Annotated in this window: 16 protein-coding genes; 5 read left to right on the top strand and 11 right to left on the bottom strand. The window is 49.9% G+C overall.

Annotated features, from left to right (window positions below):
• The 5 genes from HGH92_RS06980 to HGH92_RS07000 form a co-directional block, all read right to left on the bottom strand.
• Entirely contained in the window at positions 1–1,878 is a 1,878-nt protein-coding gene (locus HGH92_RS06980; RefSeq protein ID WP_168870009.1) for a sensor histidine kinase, read from the bottom strand.
• A 25-nt stretch (positions 1,879–1,903) separates the two neighbouring features.
• Positions 1,904–3,811 (bottom strand): sensor histidine kinase, encoded by a 1,908-nt coding sequence (locus tag HGH92_RS06985; protein ID WP_168870010.1) that lies wholly within the window; start codon positions 3,809–3,811, stop codon positions 1,904–1,906.
• Between the two features lie 15 nt (positions 3,812–3,826).
• Positions 3,827–5,755 (bottom strand): tetratricopeptide repeat-containing sensor histidine kinase, encoded by a 1,929-nt coding sequence (locus HGH92_RS06990; protein WP_168870011.1) that lies wholly within the window; start codon positions 5,753–5,755, stop codon positions 3,827–3,829.
• Between the two features lie 84 nt (positions 5,756–5,839).
• Positions 5,840–6,535: an NUDIX hydrolase gene (locus HGH92_RS06995; RefSeq protein ID WP_168870012.1), complete on the bottom strand. Its 696-nt coding sequence runs from the start codon at positions 6,533–6,535 to the stop codon at positions 5,840–5,842.
• A 49-nt stretch (positions 6,536–6,584) separates the two neighbouring features.
• Entirely contained in the window at positions 6,585–7,076 is a 492-nt protein-coding gene (locus tag HGH92_RS07000) for a DinB family protein (RefSeq protein WP_168870013.1), read from the bottom strand.
• 98 nt (positions 7,077–7,174) lie between these two features.
• Here HGH92_RS07000 and HGH92_RS07005 point away from each other — a divergent pair, with 98 nt between their 5' ends.
• The 3 genes from HGH92_RS07005 to HGH92_RS07015 all read left to right on the top strand — a co-directional run bounded on the left by HGH92_RS07005 (position 7,175) and on the right by HGH92_RS07015 (position 9,720).
• Positions 7,175–8,314: a serine hydrolase domain-containing protein gene (locus tag HGH92_RS07005; protein ID WP_168870014.1), complete on the top strand. Its 1,140-nt coding sequence runs from the start codon at positions 7,175–7,177 to the stop codon at positions 8,312–8,314.
• Between the two features lie 11 nt (positions 8,315–8,325).
• Positions 8,326–8,796 (top strand): GNAT family N-acetyltransferase, encoded by a 471-nt coding sequence (locus HGH92_RS07010; protein WP_168870015.1) that lies wholly within the window; start codon positions 8,326–8,328, stop codon positions 8,794–8,796.
• Positions 8,797–8,868: 72 nt separating this feature from the next.
• Positions 8,869–9,720, top strand: a complete 852-nt coding sequence (locus HGH92_RS07015) for a GNAT family N-acetyltransferase (RefSeq protein ID WP_168870016.1) — start codon at positions 8,869–8,871, stop codon at positions 9,718–9,720.
• A gap of 86 nt (positions 9,721–9,806) precedes the next feature.
• Here the strand turns inward: HGH92_RS07015 and fabD are convergent, their stop codons facing one another.
• From fabD to HGH92_RS07030, 3 genes are all read right to left on the bottom strand, one after another.
• The gene (gene fabD / locus HGH92_RS07020; protein ID WP_168870017.1) at positions 9,807–10,697 is read right to left on the bottom strand and encodes an ACP S-malonyltransferase; all 891 of its coding nucleotides are present in this window, start codon (positions 10,695–10,697) and stop codon (positions 9,807–9,809) included.
• A 174-nt stretch (positions 10,698–10,871) separates the two neighbouring features.
• A complete protein-coding gene (folE, locus tag HGH92_RS07025) occupies positions 10,872–11,459 on the bottom strand; it encodes a GTP cyclohydrolase I FolE (RefSeq protein WP_168870018.1) in 588 nt (195 codons plus the stop codon).
• 84 nt (positions 11,460–11,543) lie between these two features.
• On the bottom strand, positions 11,544–11,957 hold the full coding sequence (locus tag HGH92_RS07030; protein ID WP_168870019.1) for a 6-pyruvoyl trahydropterin synthase family protein: 414 nt from the start codon (positions 11,955–11,957) through the stop codon (positions 11,544–11,546).
• Between the two features lie 115 nt (positions 11,958–12,072).
• Between HGH92_RS07030 and mqnB the strand changes: the two genes are divergently transcribed.
• Both mqnB and HGH92_RS07040 read left to right on the top strand, forming a co-directional pair.
• Positions 12,073–12,759 (top strand): futalosine hydrolase, encoded by a 687-nt coding sequence (gene mqnB / locus HGH92_RS07035; RefSeq protein WP_168870020.1) that lies wholly within the window; start codon positions 12,073–12,075, stop codon positions 12,757–12,759.
• A gap of 21 nt (positions 12,760–12,780) precedes the next feature.
• A complete protein-coding gene (locus HGH92_RS07040; protein WP_168870021.1) occupies positions 12,781–13,590 on the top strand; it encodes a 1,4-dihydroxy-6-naphthoate synthase in 810 nt (269 codons plus the stop codon).
• Positions 13,591–13,663: 73 nt separating this feature from the next.
• Here HGH92_RS07040 and HGH92_RS07045 read toward each other — a convergent pair whose 3' ends face one another.
• From HGH92_RS07045 to HGH92_RS07055, 3 genes are all read right to left on the bottom strand, one after another.
• A complete protein-coding gene (locus HGH92_RS07045) occupies positions 13,664–14,971 on the bottom strand; it encodes a cryptochrome/photolyase family protein (RefSeq protein ID WP_168870022.1) in 1,308 nt (435 codons plus the stop codon).
• A gap of 1 nt (position 14,972) precedes the next feature.
• Positions 14,973–15,812: an aminotransferase class IV gene (locus HGH92_RS07050; protein ID WP_168870023.1), complete on the bottom strand. Its 840-nt coding sequence runs from the start codon at positions 15,810–15,812 to the stop codon at positions 14,973–14,975.
• Positions 15,813–16,057: 245 nt separating this feature from the next.
• Entirely contained in the window at positions 16,058–16,714 is a 657-nt protein-coding gene (locus HGH92_RS07055; protein ID WP_168870024.1) for a 3-oxoacid CoA-transferase subunit B, read from the bottom strand.
• Positions 16,715–16,744: the final 30 nt, after the last annotated feature.

Consider the following 16,744-nt stretch of genomic DNA (forward strand, 5'->3'; position numbering starts at 1 on the left):
TCACGGTAAAATATACCCGAAGGCCAGGTACGAATGTTCCTGGCCTTCTGCTATAATATAGCCGTTCATCATCTTCATCAAGTCACGGCTGATCACCAGCCCCAATGCCAGGCCGTTGTCCTGCCAGTTTTCCAGTCCTTCCAGCACAAACCGGGCATCCTCTCCTGTCTTCACCCTGATATATACTTCTGTTTGCGCCATTGTCCGGTCAACGGATATTTCCAGCATACTGCCGGCCAATGCCACGGCCACAGCTATCTGCAGCAGTTGTATGTTCACCAGTTTCAACATCTCCTCGTCTGTCAATGCGGAAGCACTTGCGGGAATATAATTTTTGACGATGAGCCGCTTCCGCGCCAGCTCCGCCTCCAGCGGCTCCAGTGCGCTCTGCATCAGCGGCAGCAGTAAACAACGTACCGGCTCATAACGATAACCGGACAATTGCAGCCGCAGCCATTTTAAAATTTTGTCAAAAACTTCCAGCACTTTACCCGAAGTGACACTGATATGCTTTAAAAAAGAAGCCATTTCCGCCTTCGACAGGTTGCCCGATTTAAACCGCGCCGCCACTTCGGTCAAATGCACCAATGGCCCCCTAAAATCCCGTGCCAGTATGCTGATCAGCTTATTTTTAAACGCATCTGTCTCTGTTAATGCCTGATTGGCGGCCGCCATTTCGCGATATCCCCGCAGCAGGGCTTCGTCCTGCTGCTTTAATCGCAGATAATGCCAGTACCGTCCCAGGTAAAAGGCCAGGAACAATACCACCACGATCAGTATGCCCACTACGATCAATTGGTTATTGGCCGATTCTGTCAGCTCCGCCGTCAGTAACTGTTGCCTCTGCCGGTTCTGCCGCCGTAAATCTGTCACCGCCTTTTCTTTCAGGAAAATGTTGATATAGTCAAATGAATGGGCATTGGGCTGATAACGTTTTTCTGCCGCCAGCCGCATAATTTCCCGGCCATACTGCACTACGCGCGCGGCATCTTTTTTCTGCGTGTAATAATCGTATAGCCGTGCCAGCCAGTAAAGGTTCAGTTCTATACTGCCGGTTTGCACTCCTAACTGGTACGCTTTCTCCTGGTACCGTACGGTATCGGGATGATAACCCATGCGGGGAAAATCATCCAGCCGCCCGTACATGTCCATCGCTACATAAGGCATCCCACTGCGCAGGGCCTTGTCTGCCAGCTGATAAATCATTTCTTCCGCCCGACGGCCCTGCCCCTTCTCCACCAGGTCGTTCAGCGAATAAGCGTCTACATAAAAACTGATTTTGGAACGCGGATACTTTTGAATCACCCGCCGCGCACGCTTTAATGCCCAATGAACAGAGTCCGCGTGGGTACTGTCCCTGTAAAAACGCATAACATAGTTGACTAACAGGATACCATATACGGAGTCGTTGTCGGGAGGCAGGCGGCTGGCCATTTTAAATGCCTGATAGAAATAATCATTGGCGTCCTCGCGCCGTCCCATATTGCGATAGTACACATAGATATTACTGAGCGTTTTGGCGATCCGCGCGGAATCGCCCAGCTGTTCATGTATTTTCAGGGCTTTGTAGGCGTAGATACCTGCCGCGCCGAAATCTGTTTTCAGGGCATAACACCAGCTTATCAGATCGTTGGCATCGGCCAGGCCTTTGGCATTGTGCAGCCGGGCTGCCATATCGCGGACTTTAAGTGCGTACTGAAAACTGCTGTCCACGTCTATCACGGAATACAACGCACTGATCTTCCCCAGCACTGCCAGATAACCGGCACTGTCACGCTGCTGCAACAACTCACGGCGCAGTTCCGGCATTTGCGGCACCTGCGCTGTCAGCTGCCAGCATAGCAGGCATGCTAAAGCGGTAATACAACACTGACGCATATACGTTGAAAGGATAACTACAGGATCAAATCGTATACTCCATCATGAGAAACCCGTTGTCTTCCTCTTCCACCACCAGGCCTCCCTTCATCTTGTGCATAAAGTCCCGGCTGATAATAATACCTAACGCAAAAATATTGTGTTCCTTGTCTTTCAGTTCTTCCAGCAGTTTACCGGTAGCGGCCCCGCCATCAACCATAAACCGCACTGTCACTTTTCCTTTTTCACCGTAGGTAGAGATCAGCAGCAAGGTGCCCGGCCTCGCCGTGCTGACGGCCACCTGCAACAACTGCACGTTTACCAGTTGCAGTATCTCCTTATCCGCAATAACGGTAATCCTGGGGCCAACACGGTTCACGATGGTCAGCCGTTTATCCCGGATTTCTTCCTGCAACGGCTCCAGCGCTTCCACGATTACCGGCAGCAGCTCCGTGGTGACGGGCTGGTATACAAACCCCGACAGCTGCAGCCTCAGCCACTTCAGGATATTATTAAACGCGTCCAGCGTTTTGCGGGAGGCGTTGCCAATCTGTTTCAACAGGCTTACTACCTCTGGCTGTGTGAGCGTGCCGGTCTTTAACTGGTCAGCCACAGCAATGATATGGTGCAATGGCGTCCTGAAATCAGTTGCCAGCATGCTGATCAACCTGTTTTTAAAAACATCGTTCTCTGTAAGGGCTGCATTGTTTTTGGCCAGCTGCACATAACTGAGCTCCAGTGCGTTTTCCTGTTGTTTCCAGCGGCGGTAATGCAGGTACCGGCTGCCAAACAGGGATATCAGCAGGATGATGATCATCAGCAGTCCTTTGACGATAAGCGCGCGGTTCTTTTTCTCTGCCAGCTCTTTTTCCAGCTCCTGTTGCTGTATCCTGGTAGCAAGTGATAAAGCCTGCAAGGCTTTTTCTTTCAGGAAGAAATCAATGTAAGCCGCTTCGTGGTGATTGTTATGATAGCGGTCCATCGCTGCCAGCCGCATGATTTCATTCCCATAGTACACTACTTTGTCCGGTTGTTGATGACTGCGGTGATAATCATACAGCCTTCCCAGCCAGTACAGGTTCAGTTCCATGCTGGCCGATTGCCGGGCCACTTCGTATGCCTGCTCCTGGTAACGGGTGGAGTCTGCAAAGTAGCCAAGGCGCTGATAATCGTATAGCCGTCCGTACATGTCCATGGCCACATAGGGCATTCCTTTCTGTTGCGCCAGATCGGCGAGGGTGTATATCCGCTCTTCCGCCGCTTTCCCTTTGCCGGCCCGTACCAGGAGATCGGCTTCAAAAGCCGCCACATAAAAACCGGCCCTGCTGTCGGGATATTTCTTCAGGATAGCCGCCGCCCGCTGCAATACCAGGCGAACGGAATCTGTTCTGGTACTGTCATTAAAAAAACGCCAGGCATAGTTGACCAGCATGGTAGCTGTTATGGAGTCTTTATCCGGCGGCAGCCGGTTGGCTATATGAAAAGCACGGTAGAAATAATTGTTGGCTTCTGCCGGGTGACCGGAATTTTTATAACAGCCGTAGATGATGTTCAACGAGCGCACCATCTGCGCGGAATCACCCAGCTGCTCGTTGAGTAACAATGCTTTATAGGCATACTGTATGCCAACGTTATAATCTGTTTTGGCCGTGTAATACCATCCCAGCATATTATTGGCGTCAGCCAGGCCTTTGAGGTTTTTCTGACGGCTGGCTATCTCCAGCACCTGGCGTGCGTAATAAAATGAACTGTCCAGGTTGATGCTGGCGTATAATGCGCCGATTTTGCCCAATACGGACACGTAGCCGGCGCTGTCACGCTGCTGTGCCAGATCACGCTGCAAACGTGGCAATACGGCCGCCTGCCCCCTGCTTTGCAGCACCGGCAGTAACAGCAGCCAGGCAACTGTCATGACTATGGCTATATAACGTTGACGCACAAACGCTTTTATCATGCTTGCTGTATCCTTTTAAACATCAATTTCCGGCACACGGTAAAAGAAGGTGCTTCCGCCCTGGTCATTATTAACGGCTCCTACATCACCATTCATTTTATCAATAAAGTCCCGGCATATGATCAGCGCCAGTCCTGCCCCTTTGCCGGACCGCTTATGGGCATAGCTTTCACTGTTGTAAGTGAAAAGTCCCGGCAACACTACCGGATCTATGCCTGGTCCCTGGTCCCGGAAAAAAACTTCCACATAGCCGTTTTTACGTAGGGCCATGATCGTTATTACGCCTTTCTCCGGTGAAAATTTAATGGCATTATGCAAAAAATTACGATGTACAAACTGTAGCATTTCAAAGTCGCCCTGCACTGTCAGTCCTGACGGGACAACCAGTTCCATGCGGATATTTTTTTCACGCAGCAGATGTTGCACATTACGGGCAGACACCTCCAGCATATCGGTCAGCACATAGGAATGCGGCCGGTACACAAAACCTGTCAATTGCGTCCGCATCCAACTCAGTATTTCCTCAAAAACAGTCAGCGTGGCGGTGGCGGTTTGTTCCACTTCCATCACCATGCTGGTAGCATCTTCAGGGGTAAGGATATCTTCATTCACAAAACCGGTGATATCGATAATGTTGTATAACGGTGTTCTGAAATCGTGCGCTATCAGGGAGATAAGTTTGTTTTTGAAGTCATCGTTTTTTTTCAGCACTTCATTGGCGGCGGCGATCTCGGTTTTCACGCGGGTAAGCCTCACAGAACGCAGGCGGGAGGAGCGGTACGATCGTATCAGGAACCAGGTGAGCACCATCAGCAGTATGATAATGGCCACCACGAAGATGAACAGGTACTGCCAGTAGCGCTGTGCCAGCCTTGTTTTCTGCAGTGCTGTCTTTTGCAGGTCTGACTGCATCTTCAGGGAGTCCAGTGTCTGGTCCTGCAGCGAATAAGCGATATAGTCCATTTCCCCCTGTTGCATATCATCCTGTTGCTGCTGCATGATATTGAGGGCTATACGGCTATAGCGGGCCGCCTGCAAGGTATCTTTCCGTTGCTGGAAATACTGGTACAGTTGTGTCACCTGCGGCAACAGCAGGCCTACATATCCGCCGGCGACAGCATGCGTTACAGCATCCTGGAGATAGACCAGCGAGTCGGGCTCACCGAGCCGGCTCTTGTACTCTGACAGTTCCATAGAGGCACGCATGGCATAATATTCGAACCCGTCTCTTATAGCTGTGTCGAGCACCTGCCGTACCCGTTGTTTGGCGGCATCAAACCGTTCCGCCACATAGTCTTCATTGGCCAGCAGCAGCCGGATATAAAGCAGTTCACGGATATCGTGGTACCGCTCGGCCAGGGTGATGGCTTCCTGTAACGCCCGGGCAGCAGCATCGCGGGCACTGCTGTCGGTATAATTGATAGCGTAATAGTTGCCCAGCCCGAGGGCATGCAGCGAGTCTTCTTTCAGTTGACGGGTAAGCTTCAGTGACTGGGCCACGTAATCATTGGCAGATGCATATTTCCCGGTAAAATAGTGATAGATGCCGATGTTCATCAGCACCTGTGACACGTTGACCGAATCGCCGGCCTTGCGGCTTTCTTCCAGGGCATCGTTATAAAACAGGTAAGAGAGGTAACGGTGGGGACGAAGGGTGTAGTAGTTACCCAGGTTACGCAGCGCCCGGGCTTTGCCGGAAGGGTAACCGATGCGGACGGCCATATCCCTCGCCATGGACGCATAACGCCCACAGCTGTCCAGCTGGCAGGCCTGGTACACCGCCGCCAGTCTGTTGAGAGCATCTACATAAGTTACGCTGTCACTTATATGCGGCAGTTGTGATTTGATCCTGCCGATCTCTTTATGCTGCGCATGCAGCAATCTCGGGAAAACAAACAACAACCAGCACATATGCAACAGCATATATCGTCTGAGGATCATCATAATTCAACCGGAAAAGTAAAAATAATACAGCGAACAGGGTGCCACCCATGGCTGTTCATTTTGTTCATTTTCATCCGGCACTGACTATATCTCAAACACCAGTCCTTTACGCATCAGTGCTTCATACCGTGCGGGGTCGAAACGATAGAGGTGTGCGCCTTTTTTGGAAGAGGTTTTATCTTTTTCCTCCAGCTTCTCCATCACGTCCAATGACAATATTTTCTTCCGGAAGTTACGCTTATCAAGTGTCTTTTGGTATATCTCTTCGTACAGGCTTCTGAGTTGTGACAAGGTAAACTTCTCCGGCAGCAGTTCAAATCCGATGGGGTGGAAATGGGCGTTGTTACGCAGTTGTACCAGCGCGTCGTTGATCATGCGGTTATGGTCAAATATCAACGCCGGGATTTCATGCAGTTCCAGCCAGTGGGCGCCATGTTCCTGTGCCAGCGGCCGGTCATGGTCCCTGATGCGGATAAGCGCATAATACGCCACAGATATAACCCGGGCGCCGGTATCACGCGTTACATCACCATAACAGTGCAGCTGGTCCATATAGATATTTTCCAGGCCGGTAGTATGTTTGAGCACCCGTGCCGCAGCGTCGTCGGTACTTTCTTCCGCCTGCACAAAACCACCTACAAGCGACCATTCGCCCTCCATGGGAGCCACTTTTCGCTTCATCACCAGTAACTTCAGCTTACCTTCGTCAAAACCAAAGATGATACAATCTACTGCCACCAGGTGTTTCGGGGCTTGAGCATAAAAAGAAGCAGCATTCATAAAACGGAATTTTTTCCTGCGTATATGAGGTAAAAATAATATAAATCGCCTACTTTTTAGGCTTAAAACGGTGGTAGTCTGTAGCAGGAATACGGTTAACGCCCAGCTGGCGCAACATATGTACCAGCTGCCCGCGATGAAAAGTGCTGTGGTTGCAGGTATCGATCACTGCATCCTGTACGGGCAACTTTACCTGTTCACCTTTACGGGGCGTAAACGCAATGGTATGGCTCAATCTCGCCTCAGTGGCCCTTTGTACCCACTCCTGCAACTGGAGCGACTGCCGCAGCCAGGCCTGGCAAGCCTCCGCAAAAGTGCCGCTGAAAGCCGCCGTGGGGTCTACCGGCTGCTCCGTCAGCTGTAACCGCTGGTACCAGATACTCTCCCGGCACCACACATGACAGACCGTATTAAACAGGGAAGAGAAACTACCTCCAAGGTCCTGCATGACCTGTTCTGCATTCAGTTTCAACATGACCGCCACCAGCTGCTGATTGGCCCGGTGGTTATATGATGCAAGCCGCACCAGGATTTCTTTCATGGACAAAAGGTTATTTTTTCAAATCCTAATGATTCTTCAACAAATTACAATATTGTTTGTCAATTTACTTGCGATCTTTGCCATCCCTAACCTGAAATATGATGGATACGCTCACTTACCTTTGTCGCTGTGTGTGCTGGAACATCCCGAAGATCGACGACTACAAACGTTTTGCCAATGCCCCTATTGCCAATGGAAGTACCATTTTCCCGCTGGAAGCGGCCCCGGAAAAAATGCTGCTGCCCACTATCTCCTGGAAGTTCAGAGGCCAGCCGAAACAGGCCCCGCTGCCCGATCTGCTGGCCCAAACCGGCACTACCGCCTGCATCGTGCTGCAGCATGGCCAGGTCCGTTATGAAGCATATTTCAACGGCTATCAGCGGACATCTGTCAACACCTCCTTTTCTGTAGCCAAATCCATGACGTCCGCCCTTGTTGGCATCGCTATTGCCGAAGGGGCCATTCATTCGGTAGATGATCCTGTGGCCCGCTACCTGCCGGCTTTCGACCAGCAGGGGTTTCGCCAGATCACCCTCTCCCACCTCCTGCAGATGTGCTCCGGGCTGGACTACCGGGAAGGCGTGTTTCCGTGGACAGACGATGCCCGTGTGTACTACGGCCTCCGGCTGCGCGACCAGGCCCTGAAAGCCAGGCTGAAAGAAGAACCCGGCACGGTGTACCACTACAACAACTACAACCTCCTGCTACTGGGCATGGTCCTGGAGAAAACAACCGGTCAGCAGGTACCTGCCTATTTCAGCGAAAAAATCTGGCAGCCTATGGGCGCCGAAGCCAGCGCCTCCTGGAGCATGGACAGCCGCCGCTCCGGCTTCGCCAAAATGGAAAGCGGCTTCAATGCACTGGCCATCGACTTTGCCCGGTTTGGACAGTTATGCCTGCAAAACGGTCAGCTCAACGGCCGCTCCATTATTCCGGCAGACTGGATGCAGGAATCTACCAGCAGGCCTGTGCATACTGCTGACACAACAACCTACCTGTCACGCATGACGCCCCCGCTTTGCAAATGGGCCGGCAGTCCTCACGGCTACTACAAATACCTCTGGTGGGGATACCAAACAGATCCCCATAATTTTGATTATTTTGCGCTGGGCGTAAAAGGCCAGCTGATTTATATCTCTCCCCGGAAACAGGCCGTCATTGTACGTTTTGGTAAAAAATGGGGGCAGATAGACTGGTGGCCCGAAGCGCTGAAACAAATAGCCGACTCACTTACGTAAATACACACCACATGGCAGATATAACGTTAAGGATTGCACGAAAAGAAGATTGTCCCCGGTTGATGGAACTTATCCGCGAGCTGGCGGAATTTGAAAAAGCACCACAGGAAGTAACCGTAAGCCTTGCTCACTTCGAAGAGGCAGGCTTTGGCGCTAATCCGGTATGGAAGGCCTTTGTAGCCACTGCCGCCGATGCGGACGGTAAAGAATTGATTGTAGGTTTTGCCCTGTTTTACATCCGGTATTCAACCTGGAAAGGTTGCCGCCTGTACATGGAAGACCTGGTGGTGACAGAACAATGGCGCGGCAAGGGCATTGGCAAACTGCTGCTGGACCGCATCATTGAAGAAGCCAAAGAAAGACAATACAGCGGCGTTCTCTGGCAGGTACTGGACTGGAACGAGCCAGCCATCAACTTCTATAAAAAATACGCTGCTAAGTTTGATCCGGAGTGGATCAATGTAAGCATCGAGTTATCATAAACTTCCCGTTTATAATATTCTCATCCGGTATGTCATCAATCATCGTTAATATTGATGACATACTTTTTTATCATGATTTTTCTTCACGATTTCAGAGACCTGCGGGGAGAATCCACCGAAACCCTCAGCCATACGTTCAACGAAGCATTCAGCGATTATATCGTACCGATGCACCTCACCCCATCTATTCTTGAACAAAAGATGAAAGCTGAAAACCTTCGCCGGGAATGGTCTATCGGCGCTTTCCACGGAAATGACCTCGGGGCATTTATTCTGCACGGAACAGACCACGATACCCGTCCCACAATACTGTACAATGGCGGCACCGGTGTAACACCCGCCTATCGTGGCCAGCACCTGATACAAAAAATGTATCAGCAATTTATTCCGCGTTATAAAGAGGCAGGCATCCGCAAAATAATACTGGAAGTCATCAGTTCCAATCTTCCTGCCATTAAAGCCTATACGAACAGCGGCTTTCACAAGCTGCGCATGTTCCACTGCCACAAAGGAACCATAACCGTTCATACCACAACGCCAGGCGTTACTATCCGGGAAACGGATCAGCCGGAATGGCCCGTATTAAGCACCTTTATGGACATGACGCCGGCCTGGAGCAACAGTGTGCCCGGCATACAACGGGAATATCCCGCTACCGCCACCTTTGAAGCGATCATAGACGGACAGGTTGCCGGCTTCATCAGTGTACACAAAGAGAGCAGGCGTATTCGTAACATCGCCGTACATCCGGGTTTCCGCCGGCGCGGCATTGGCAGCACCCTGCTGCAACACGTAGCCGCCGCATTGAATGGCCCCATGAGCATTATCAACATAGACGAAAAAAATCCGGAGATCAGCGCTTTCCTCGAGAAAGCAGGACTTCAGCGTTTTCTGTCTCAGTACGAAATGGCGATAGAAATTTAAGCATTTGGTTATTTAGATATTTTAAATGCAGCGGAGATCAATAAAAATTGATCTCCGCTGCATTTAATAAATATCAAAATAATAAATTAACTAATGCCGTTTACCGCTACTTCCTTGGCAATTTTCTGCACCAGTCCCTGTAACACTTTACCAGGGCCCACTTCAGTAAATTCAGTAGCACCATCGGCTACCATGGCCAGTACGGACTGGCTCCATTTTACCGGACCGGTGAGCTGGTCAATCAGGTTTTGTTTGATCTGGGCAGGTTCCGTTACCGCTGCAGCTACTACGTTCTGATAAACAGGGCAGCTGGGCGTGTTGAACACTGCTTTTTCGATAGCAGCTTTCAGCTCTTCGCGGGCAGATTCCATCAGTGGAGAGTGGAAGGCTCCGCCTACCGGCAGTATCATGGCTCTTTTAGCGCCGGCAGCTTTCAATTCAGCGCAGGCAGTCTCCACCGCTTTCAGCGTACCGGAGATCACCAGTTGGCCCGGACTGTTATAATTGGCCGGTACTACCACTTCATTGGTTTCAGCGGCTACTTTGGCACAAATTTCTTCTACTTTGGCATCTTCCATACCGAGGATAACGGCCATGGTGGATGGTTGCTGTTCACATGCTTTCTGCATGGCATTTGCTCTGATGGCTACCAGGCGCAGGGCTTCTTCAAAAGACAGCACCCCGTTGGCTACCAGTGCTGAAAATTCTCCCAGGGAGTGACCAGCCACCATTTCCGGCTGTGAATGTTCTGTTGTCAGGAAAGCGATGACAGCATGCAGGAATACCGCAGGCTGCGTTACTTTGGTCTGTTTCAGGTCTTCTTCAGTGCCGGTAAACATTACATCGGAGATGCGGAATCCCAGGATTTCGTTGGCTTTCTCAAACAGTTCCTTTGCGTTAGCATTGGTCTCGTACAGGTTTTTGCCCATACCCGGAAATTGTGATGCCTGCCCGGGAAATACATATGCATGCTTCATGGTTGCTTATATTGTAGTGTTTATATCAAATAAAAAATAATTCAAATATACAATCAATTAGAATTTAATAAAGAATTATTGCGGATGCTGCAAAACTGCATCAAAAAAGCATTAAAACAAAAAATGGTTTAACCAGTAGCTGGTTAAACCATTTTTTCATGTGTCCATAGGGGATTATCTGCCAATTAGTTTCATGAACTCACTTCTGGTGGTACCATCCTGGAACTGGCCGCTGAAAGCGGAGGTGGTGGTAACAGAGTTCTGTTTAGACACGCCACGCATCATCATGCAGAGGTGCTGCGCTTCGATGACCACTGCCACGCCCTGCGGCTGCAGTGTTTCCTGGATAGCGTCCAGGATCTGGTGTGTCATCCTTTCCTGCACCTGGAGCCGGCGGGCATATACGTCCACTACGCGGGCCAGCTTGCTCAGTCCGGTGATATAACCATTGGGAATGTAAGCCACATGTGCCTTACCGAAGAAAGGCAGCATATGGTGTTCACACATGGAATACAGTTCTATATCTTTTACGATCACCATTTCACTATACGCTTCCGTGAACTTAGCGCCGTTCAGAATTTCCCTTGCGTCCAGCTGATACCCCTGTGTCAGGAACTGCATGGCCTTGGCCATCCTTTCAGGGGTTTTCAGGAGCCCTTCCCGTTCGGCATCTTCGCCGAGCAGTTCCAGGCATTCTTTATAGTTCTTTACAAGACCGGACGTGATCTTTTCGTCGTAACTTTCAACCTTATTATACGCCATTCTTATATGATTTTATTCAAATTCCAAATGCTGTCCCGCACCTGCTAATACTGCACAAAGTCACATTATGAGGCGTGGGTAATATTATTTACCGCCGTAATATTCTACGTATATACGGGGAGTTTCGTACAGCTTGATGCAGTGCAGCTGCACTTCCGCAGGTAAATGCGGGGTCAACTGGTCCCAGATGGCAATGGCAAGATTTTCGGCAGAGGTAAACTTACCTGCCATAAAATCCACATCCAGATTGAGGTTCCGATGGTCTACCTTTTCAATAACAGCATCCCGGATAATCACACCTAAAGTCTTGGCATTGAATACAAAGCCGGTTTCCGGATCAGGATTACCTTTTATGGTTACATGCAATTCGTAGTTATGACCATGCCAGTTGTCATTGGCACATTTTCCGAATACTTCCTCGTTCTTTTCTTTGCTCCATGCCGGGTTAGACAACTTATGCGCTGCATTAAAGTTCTCTACTCGCGTTAAATAAATCATTATTGCAAAAAATTTTCGCAAAAATACCACTATTCTATGAGTAGTCCCAAGTTTATCCTTATTCCTGTCAATTGTTTTACACTGCCAGCGATCATTTTTGCCGTACTTTTACCGCATGAAATTATTGGTTACCGCTGCGACCACACTGGAAGTCCAGCCTTTTTTGCAATTCCTGGACCATGAAAGCCAAAAAGTATCCGCCCACCAATACCGCCTGGCCAACTGTGACATTCAGGTACTGATCGCTGGTATTGGCATGATGCATTACGCATACAGCCTTGGCCGTTACCTCGCCACCAACCGCCCGGACATGGCCCTGCAGGCCGGTATCGCCGGCTCTTTCCGCCGTGAATGGGCCCTCGGCACCGTGGTGATGGTGGACCGGGAATACCTTGCCGACCTCGGCGCGGAAGATAATGACCAGTTCAAGGATTTATTTGATATACACCTCTGGCAGGCCTCCCAGCCTCCTTTTACCGGCAACGCGCTTGTGAATACCTTCACCAGCCTGCCCTACCGGCCCAACCTGCCCACGGCCACCGGCGTCAGCGTGAATATGGTCAGCGGCAGCACGCCCACCATCACCCGGCTGGAAAGCAAATACATGCCCGATGTGGAAAGCATGGAAGGCGCAGCATTCCACTACGCCTGCCTCTCGGAAAATACTCCCTTCCTGCAGGTCCGCAGTATCTCCAACTATGTGGAAATACGCGATAAAAGCAAATGGAATATCCCCCTGGCCGTCAAACAACTGAATGATGAACTGGTTTCAATTGTCAAGTCGCTGGCCGGCTTATCTTAACAAATAAAATTTTCTAAGTATATGCACTTATCATTAGGTTTCTCACCCTGCCCGAACGATACTTTTATCTTCGATGCCATGGTCAACAACAAGATCGATACGCAAGGACTGACATTTGATACGCAGCTGGAAGATGTGGAGACGCTCAACCGCTGGGCCCTCGAAGGAAAACTGCCCGTCACCAAGCTGAGTTTTGCCGTATACCTGAAAGTAAGGGACAAATATGACCTGCTCAACAGCGGCAGTGCCCTCGGCCGCGGCTGCGGACCATTGCTCATCGCTAAAAAAGATATTCCCCGCGAAGAAATCAAAAACCTGGCAATAGCCATCCCCGGCGAAAACACCACGGCCAATCTCCTCTTTTCCATCGCTTTCCCGGAAGCGACCAACAAAAAGGTGATGCTGTTTTCCGAAATCGAAAATGCCGTGCTTAACGGAGAGGTGGACGCAGGCGTGATCATACACGAAAACCGCTTTACCTACCAGCTCAAAGGCCTCGTAAAACTCATGGACATGGGCGAATACTGGGAATCTACCACCGGTAATCCCATCCCGCTGGGAGGTATCTTCATCCGCAAAGACATCCCCGCTGAAACACGGGCACAGGTAGACACACTCATTCACCAAAGCCTGCAACATGCCTACAGTGAATACCCCCAGCTGTCTGACTATATCAAGTCCCACGCACAGGAAATGGACGAGCAGGTGATGCGCCAGCATATTGATCTGTATGTCAACGACTTCAGCCTCGATCTTGGCGAAGAAGGCCACGCGGCCGTAGACGCGCTGATGACAGCAGCCGAAGACGTTGTGGCACGCCGGCAGGCATAGGCCTCAGCAAAATATCAACATAAAAAAAGCGAAGATCACCTCCATGACCTTCGCTTTTTTTGTCGCTAAACGACTATCGTTTTAACGCCTTCCCATACACCTCCAGCGCGCGTTTCCTGGCAACGTCATGCTCCACCACAGGCAGCGGGTAAGAGAGCTCGTCCAGTTCCGGCACCCATTGCCGGACATAACGCAGGTCTTTATCAAACTTCTGTGTCTGCAAAGTCGGGTTGAACACCCTGAAATAAGGCGCCGCATCACAGCCGCAGCCTGCCGCCCACTGCCAGTTTCCATTGTTGGAAGCCAGGTCATAATCCAGCAGCTTCGTGGCAAAATAAGCTTCTCCCCAACGCCAGTCGATCAACAAGTGTTTGGTCAGAAAACTGGCGGTGATCATCCTTACCCGGTTATGCATGAAGCCCGTGGCATTCAGTTCACGCATCCCCGCGTCCACAATAGGATAGCCGGTCTGTCCCTGGCACCAGCGCTCAAATTCCTTTTCATTGTTCCGCCACGGAATACGGTCATATTCTTTTTTAAACGAAGTATGCTGCACTTCCGGAAAGTGCCACAGTATCATCTGAAAAAATTCGCGCCAGATCAGTTCCTTCAAATACGTTTCATTATCATCCAGGGCTTTTTTTACCAGCTCCCGGATACTGATCGTACCAAAGCGTAAATGCAGCCCTAAACGCGAAGTACCTTGTACAGCAGGAATATCACGGGTTTTATCATAATGGGTGATAATTTTTTCCGGGATATCTGCTGACGGGAAATCTGTTTCGACGGCCTTAAATCCCATCGTTTTCAGCGAAGGTATTTTCAGCGGCGCCTGCCGGTACCAATTGCCGGTGTACTTCTCCACCGGATACGGTTTGTAATAAAATGGCGTCAGTGTGGCCAGCCATCTTTTACTGTAAGGTGTGAATATCGTATATGGGTCACCGTTATCCTTCAACACTTCATTTCTTTCAAAGATGACCTGGTCTTTATAACTGTGAAAAGAAATGTTTTTCTCCTTCAGCAGACCGGCAACAGCGGTGTCACGCTGACGGGCATACGGTTCATAGTCGTTATTGGTAAATACTTTCTGAACATCATACTGTGTGGTCCAGTGGGTAAATGCCGCTTCCGGTGTTCCGTAAAAAACATCCAGCGTGGCGCCTGCGGCAGTCAGTTGTTCCTGCAGCGTTTCCAGGGTCTGGTGAATAAAATTCACGCGGAGGTCTGCTTTCTCTTCCAGGTCGTTTAGTATTTGCGTATCAAACACAAATACCGGCACTACCGGGCGATCATCTTTCAAAGCATGATATAAAGCGGCCTGGTCGTTCAGCCGCAGGTCGCGGCGAAGCCAGCAAAGATTTACAGCAGGTTTCTTCATACTAGACTTTGCCATCAAATAATACTTCATGTAAAATAGCAGCAGTGGCGTTGCCATAGCTGCTGTCGCGGAAAAGGCCTACCCAGCGCACGCCTTGTATTGCATTCGTCAGGAATATTTCATCCGCATTTTCGAGGTCCTCGATGGTGAGTGGTTTCTCCTCTGTTTTAAAAGGCAGTTCTGATTTCAGCAAGTGTTTGCGCATCACGCCACAAACACAACCTTCGGACAGCGGCGGCGTGTAGATGGTTTTATGACGTACCACAAAAACGTTGGCCATGGTGCTGTCTGCCACCCGGCCATATTGATTTAGCAACAACACTTCATTAAAACCGTGTTGTTTGCTGTACATAGCCCCCATCACATAGGGGAGACAGTTATTGGATTTAATGAAAGAATACTTGTCGCTGGTCTTCCTGGCATCGGAAAAGATATCGAGTACGAGCCCGTTTTCATTCAGTTCCAATACGGTACTGCTCAGTTCCCACGCCTGGACCAGATAAGAGGGAATATTATTGACCGGCTCATATAATCCGCCATCAGCGCGGAATACTGTTAACCTCACCCGCGCCAGGTGCAGCAGGTTATTTTTATGGCACAGGTCAGTTATCTGCCGGAGGAAAAATGCTTTGGTGAAATGGGCAGGGATATCGAAGTGCAGCAGGTTCAGGCTGGCGAACAGGCGTTCAAAATGTAAATCGCTCAATACCACTTGCCCCTGATGTACCCGCATGGTTTCAAAGCAGCCGTCTCCATAACGGAAAGAACGGTTGTCTGCCGTAAAAATCGGGTCACCGGAAGAGTAAAACTTACCATTATAACAAAGAAAACCAACTTGCACCTCGTACTGTGTTTAGCAAGTTGTAAGTTACCCAATTATTTTGTCATTTCAGCAGCCTCTTTTCGGGCATTCGCCGCAACCATAGCGGCCGCCATACAAAAAGGAAACGTTAAATTTACACAGGGCGGAGGCGAAAAAAATATGCATATAGCCATGCAGTAACATAGCCTTTTAATTAGACATATGAATTAAAAAACAGCCCCGCCGGAAAATCATCTGGCGGGGCTGTTTTTTAATTCAATTATTTAAATGGTTACCACAGGAATATCTCCTTCCACGATCAACCGGCCGGCGGTTTTGGCTTTGATCTCCTCCACACTCACATCGGGTGCACGTTCCAGCAGGCGGAACCCGTCGGCGGTCACTTCCAGCACAGCGAGATCCGTCACTATTTTTTTAACACAGTTAACACCGGTCAGTGGCAGCGTACAGGCAGACAACAATTTGCTTTCTCCTTTAGGATTGGTATGCATCATGGCCACAATAATATTTTTGGCGGAAGCTACCAGGTCCATGGCGCCGCCCATGCCTTTCACCATTTTACCAGGAATTTTCCAGTTGGCGATATCGCCGTTGTCCGCTACTTCCATAGCGCCCAATACGGTAAGGTCCACTTTTCCGGCGCGGATCATGCCGAAGCTTTCCGCAGAATCGAAGAAGCTGCCGCCTGGCAGTAGTGTCACTGTTTCCTTGCCGGCGTTGATCAGGTCCGGGTCTATATCATCGGCAGACGGATACGGGCCCATGCCGAGCATACCGTTTTCAGACTGCAGCATAATGGAAATGCCGGCAGGGATGTAATTGGCTACCAGCGTGGGAATGCCGATACCCAGATTAACATACATACCATCTTTTAACTCCTTTGCTATTCTTTTGGCGATACCAAATTTATCGAGAGGCATAACATACTGATTTTGGGAAGTGGAATAATA

This window comes from Chitinophaga varians, from assembly GCF_012641275.1.
GTDB lineage: Bacteria > Bacteroidota > Bacteroidia > Chitinophagales > Chitinophagaceae > Chitinophaga > Chitinophaga varians_A.

Coding starts and splice junctions, on each gene's coding strand:
- HGH92_RS07005 (WP_168870014.1), top strand. CDS start 7,175: ATGATGGATACGCTCACTTACCTTTGTCGCTGTGTGTGCTGGAACATC.
- HGH92_RS06980 (WP_168870009.1), bottom strand. CDS start 1,878: ATGCGTCAGTGTTGTATTACCGCTTTAGCATGCCTGCTATGCTGGCAG.
- mqnB (WP_168870020.1), top strand. CDS start 12,073: ATGAAATTATTGGTTACCGCTGCGACCACACTGGAAGTCCAGCCTTTT.
- HGH92_RS07015 (WP_168870016.1), top strand. CDS start 8,869: ATGATTTTTCTTCACGATTTCAGAGACCTGCGGGGAGAATCCACCGAA.
- HGH92_RS07010 (WP_168870015.1), top strand. CDS start 8,326: ATGGCAGATATAACGTTAAGGATTGCACGAAAAGAAGATTGTCCCCGG.
- fabD (WP_168870017.1), bottom strand. CDS start 10,697: ATGAAGCATGCATATGTATTTCCCGGGCAGGCATCACAATTTCCGGGT.
- HGH92_RS06985 (WP_168870010.1), bottom strand. CDS start 3,811: ATGATAAAAGCGTTTGTGCGTCAACGTTATATAGCCATAGTCATGACA.
- HGH92_RS07030 (WP_168870019.1), bottom strand. CDS start 11,957: ATGATTTATTTAACGCGAGTAGAGAACTTTAATGCAGCGCATAAGTTG.
- HGH92_RS07040 (WP_168870021.1), top strand. CDS start 12,781: ATGCACTTATCATTAGGTTTCTCACCCTGCCCGAACGATACTTTTATC.
- HGH92_RS07000 (WP_168870013.1), bottom strand. CDS start 7,076: ATGAAAGAAATCCTGGTGCGGCTTGCATCATATAACCACCGGGCCAAT.
- HGH92_RS07055 (WP_168870024.1), bottom strand. CDS start 16,714: ATGCCTCTCGATAAATTTGGTATCGCCAAAAGAATAGCAAAGGAGTTA.
- HGH92_RS06990 (WP_168870011.1), bottom strand. CDS start 5,755: ATGATGATCCTCAGACGATATATGCTGTTGCATATGTGCTGGTTGTTG.
- HGH92_RS07045 (WP_168870022.1), bottom strand. CDS start 14,971: ATGAAGAAACCTGCTGTAAATCTTTGCTGGCTTCGCCGCGACCTGCGG.
- HGH92_RS06995 (WP_168870012.1), bottom strand. CDS start 6,535: ATGAATGCTGCTTCTTTTTATGCTCAAGCCCCGAAACACCTGGTGGCA.
- folE (WP_168870018.1), bottom strand. CDS start 11,459: ATGGCGTATAATAAGGTTGAAAGTTACGACGAAAAGATCACGTCCGGT.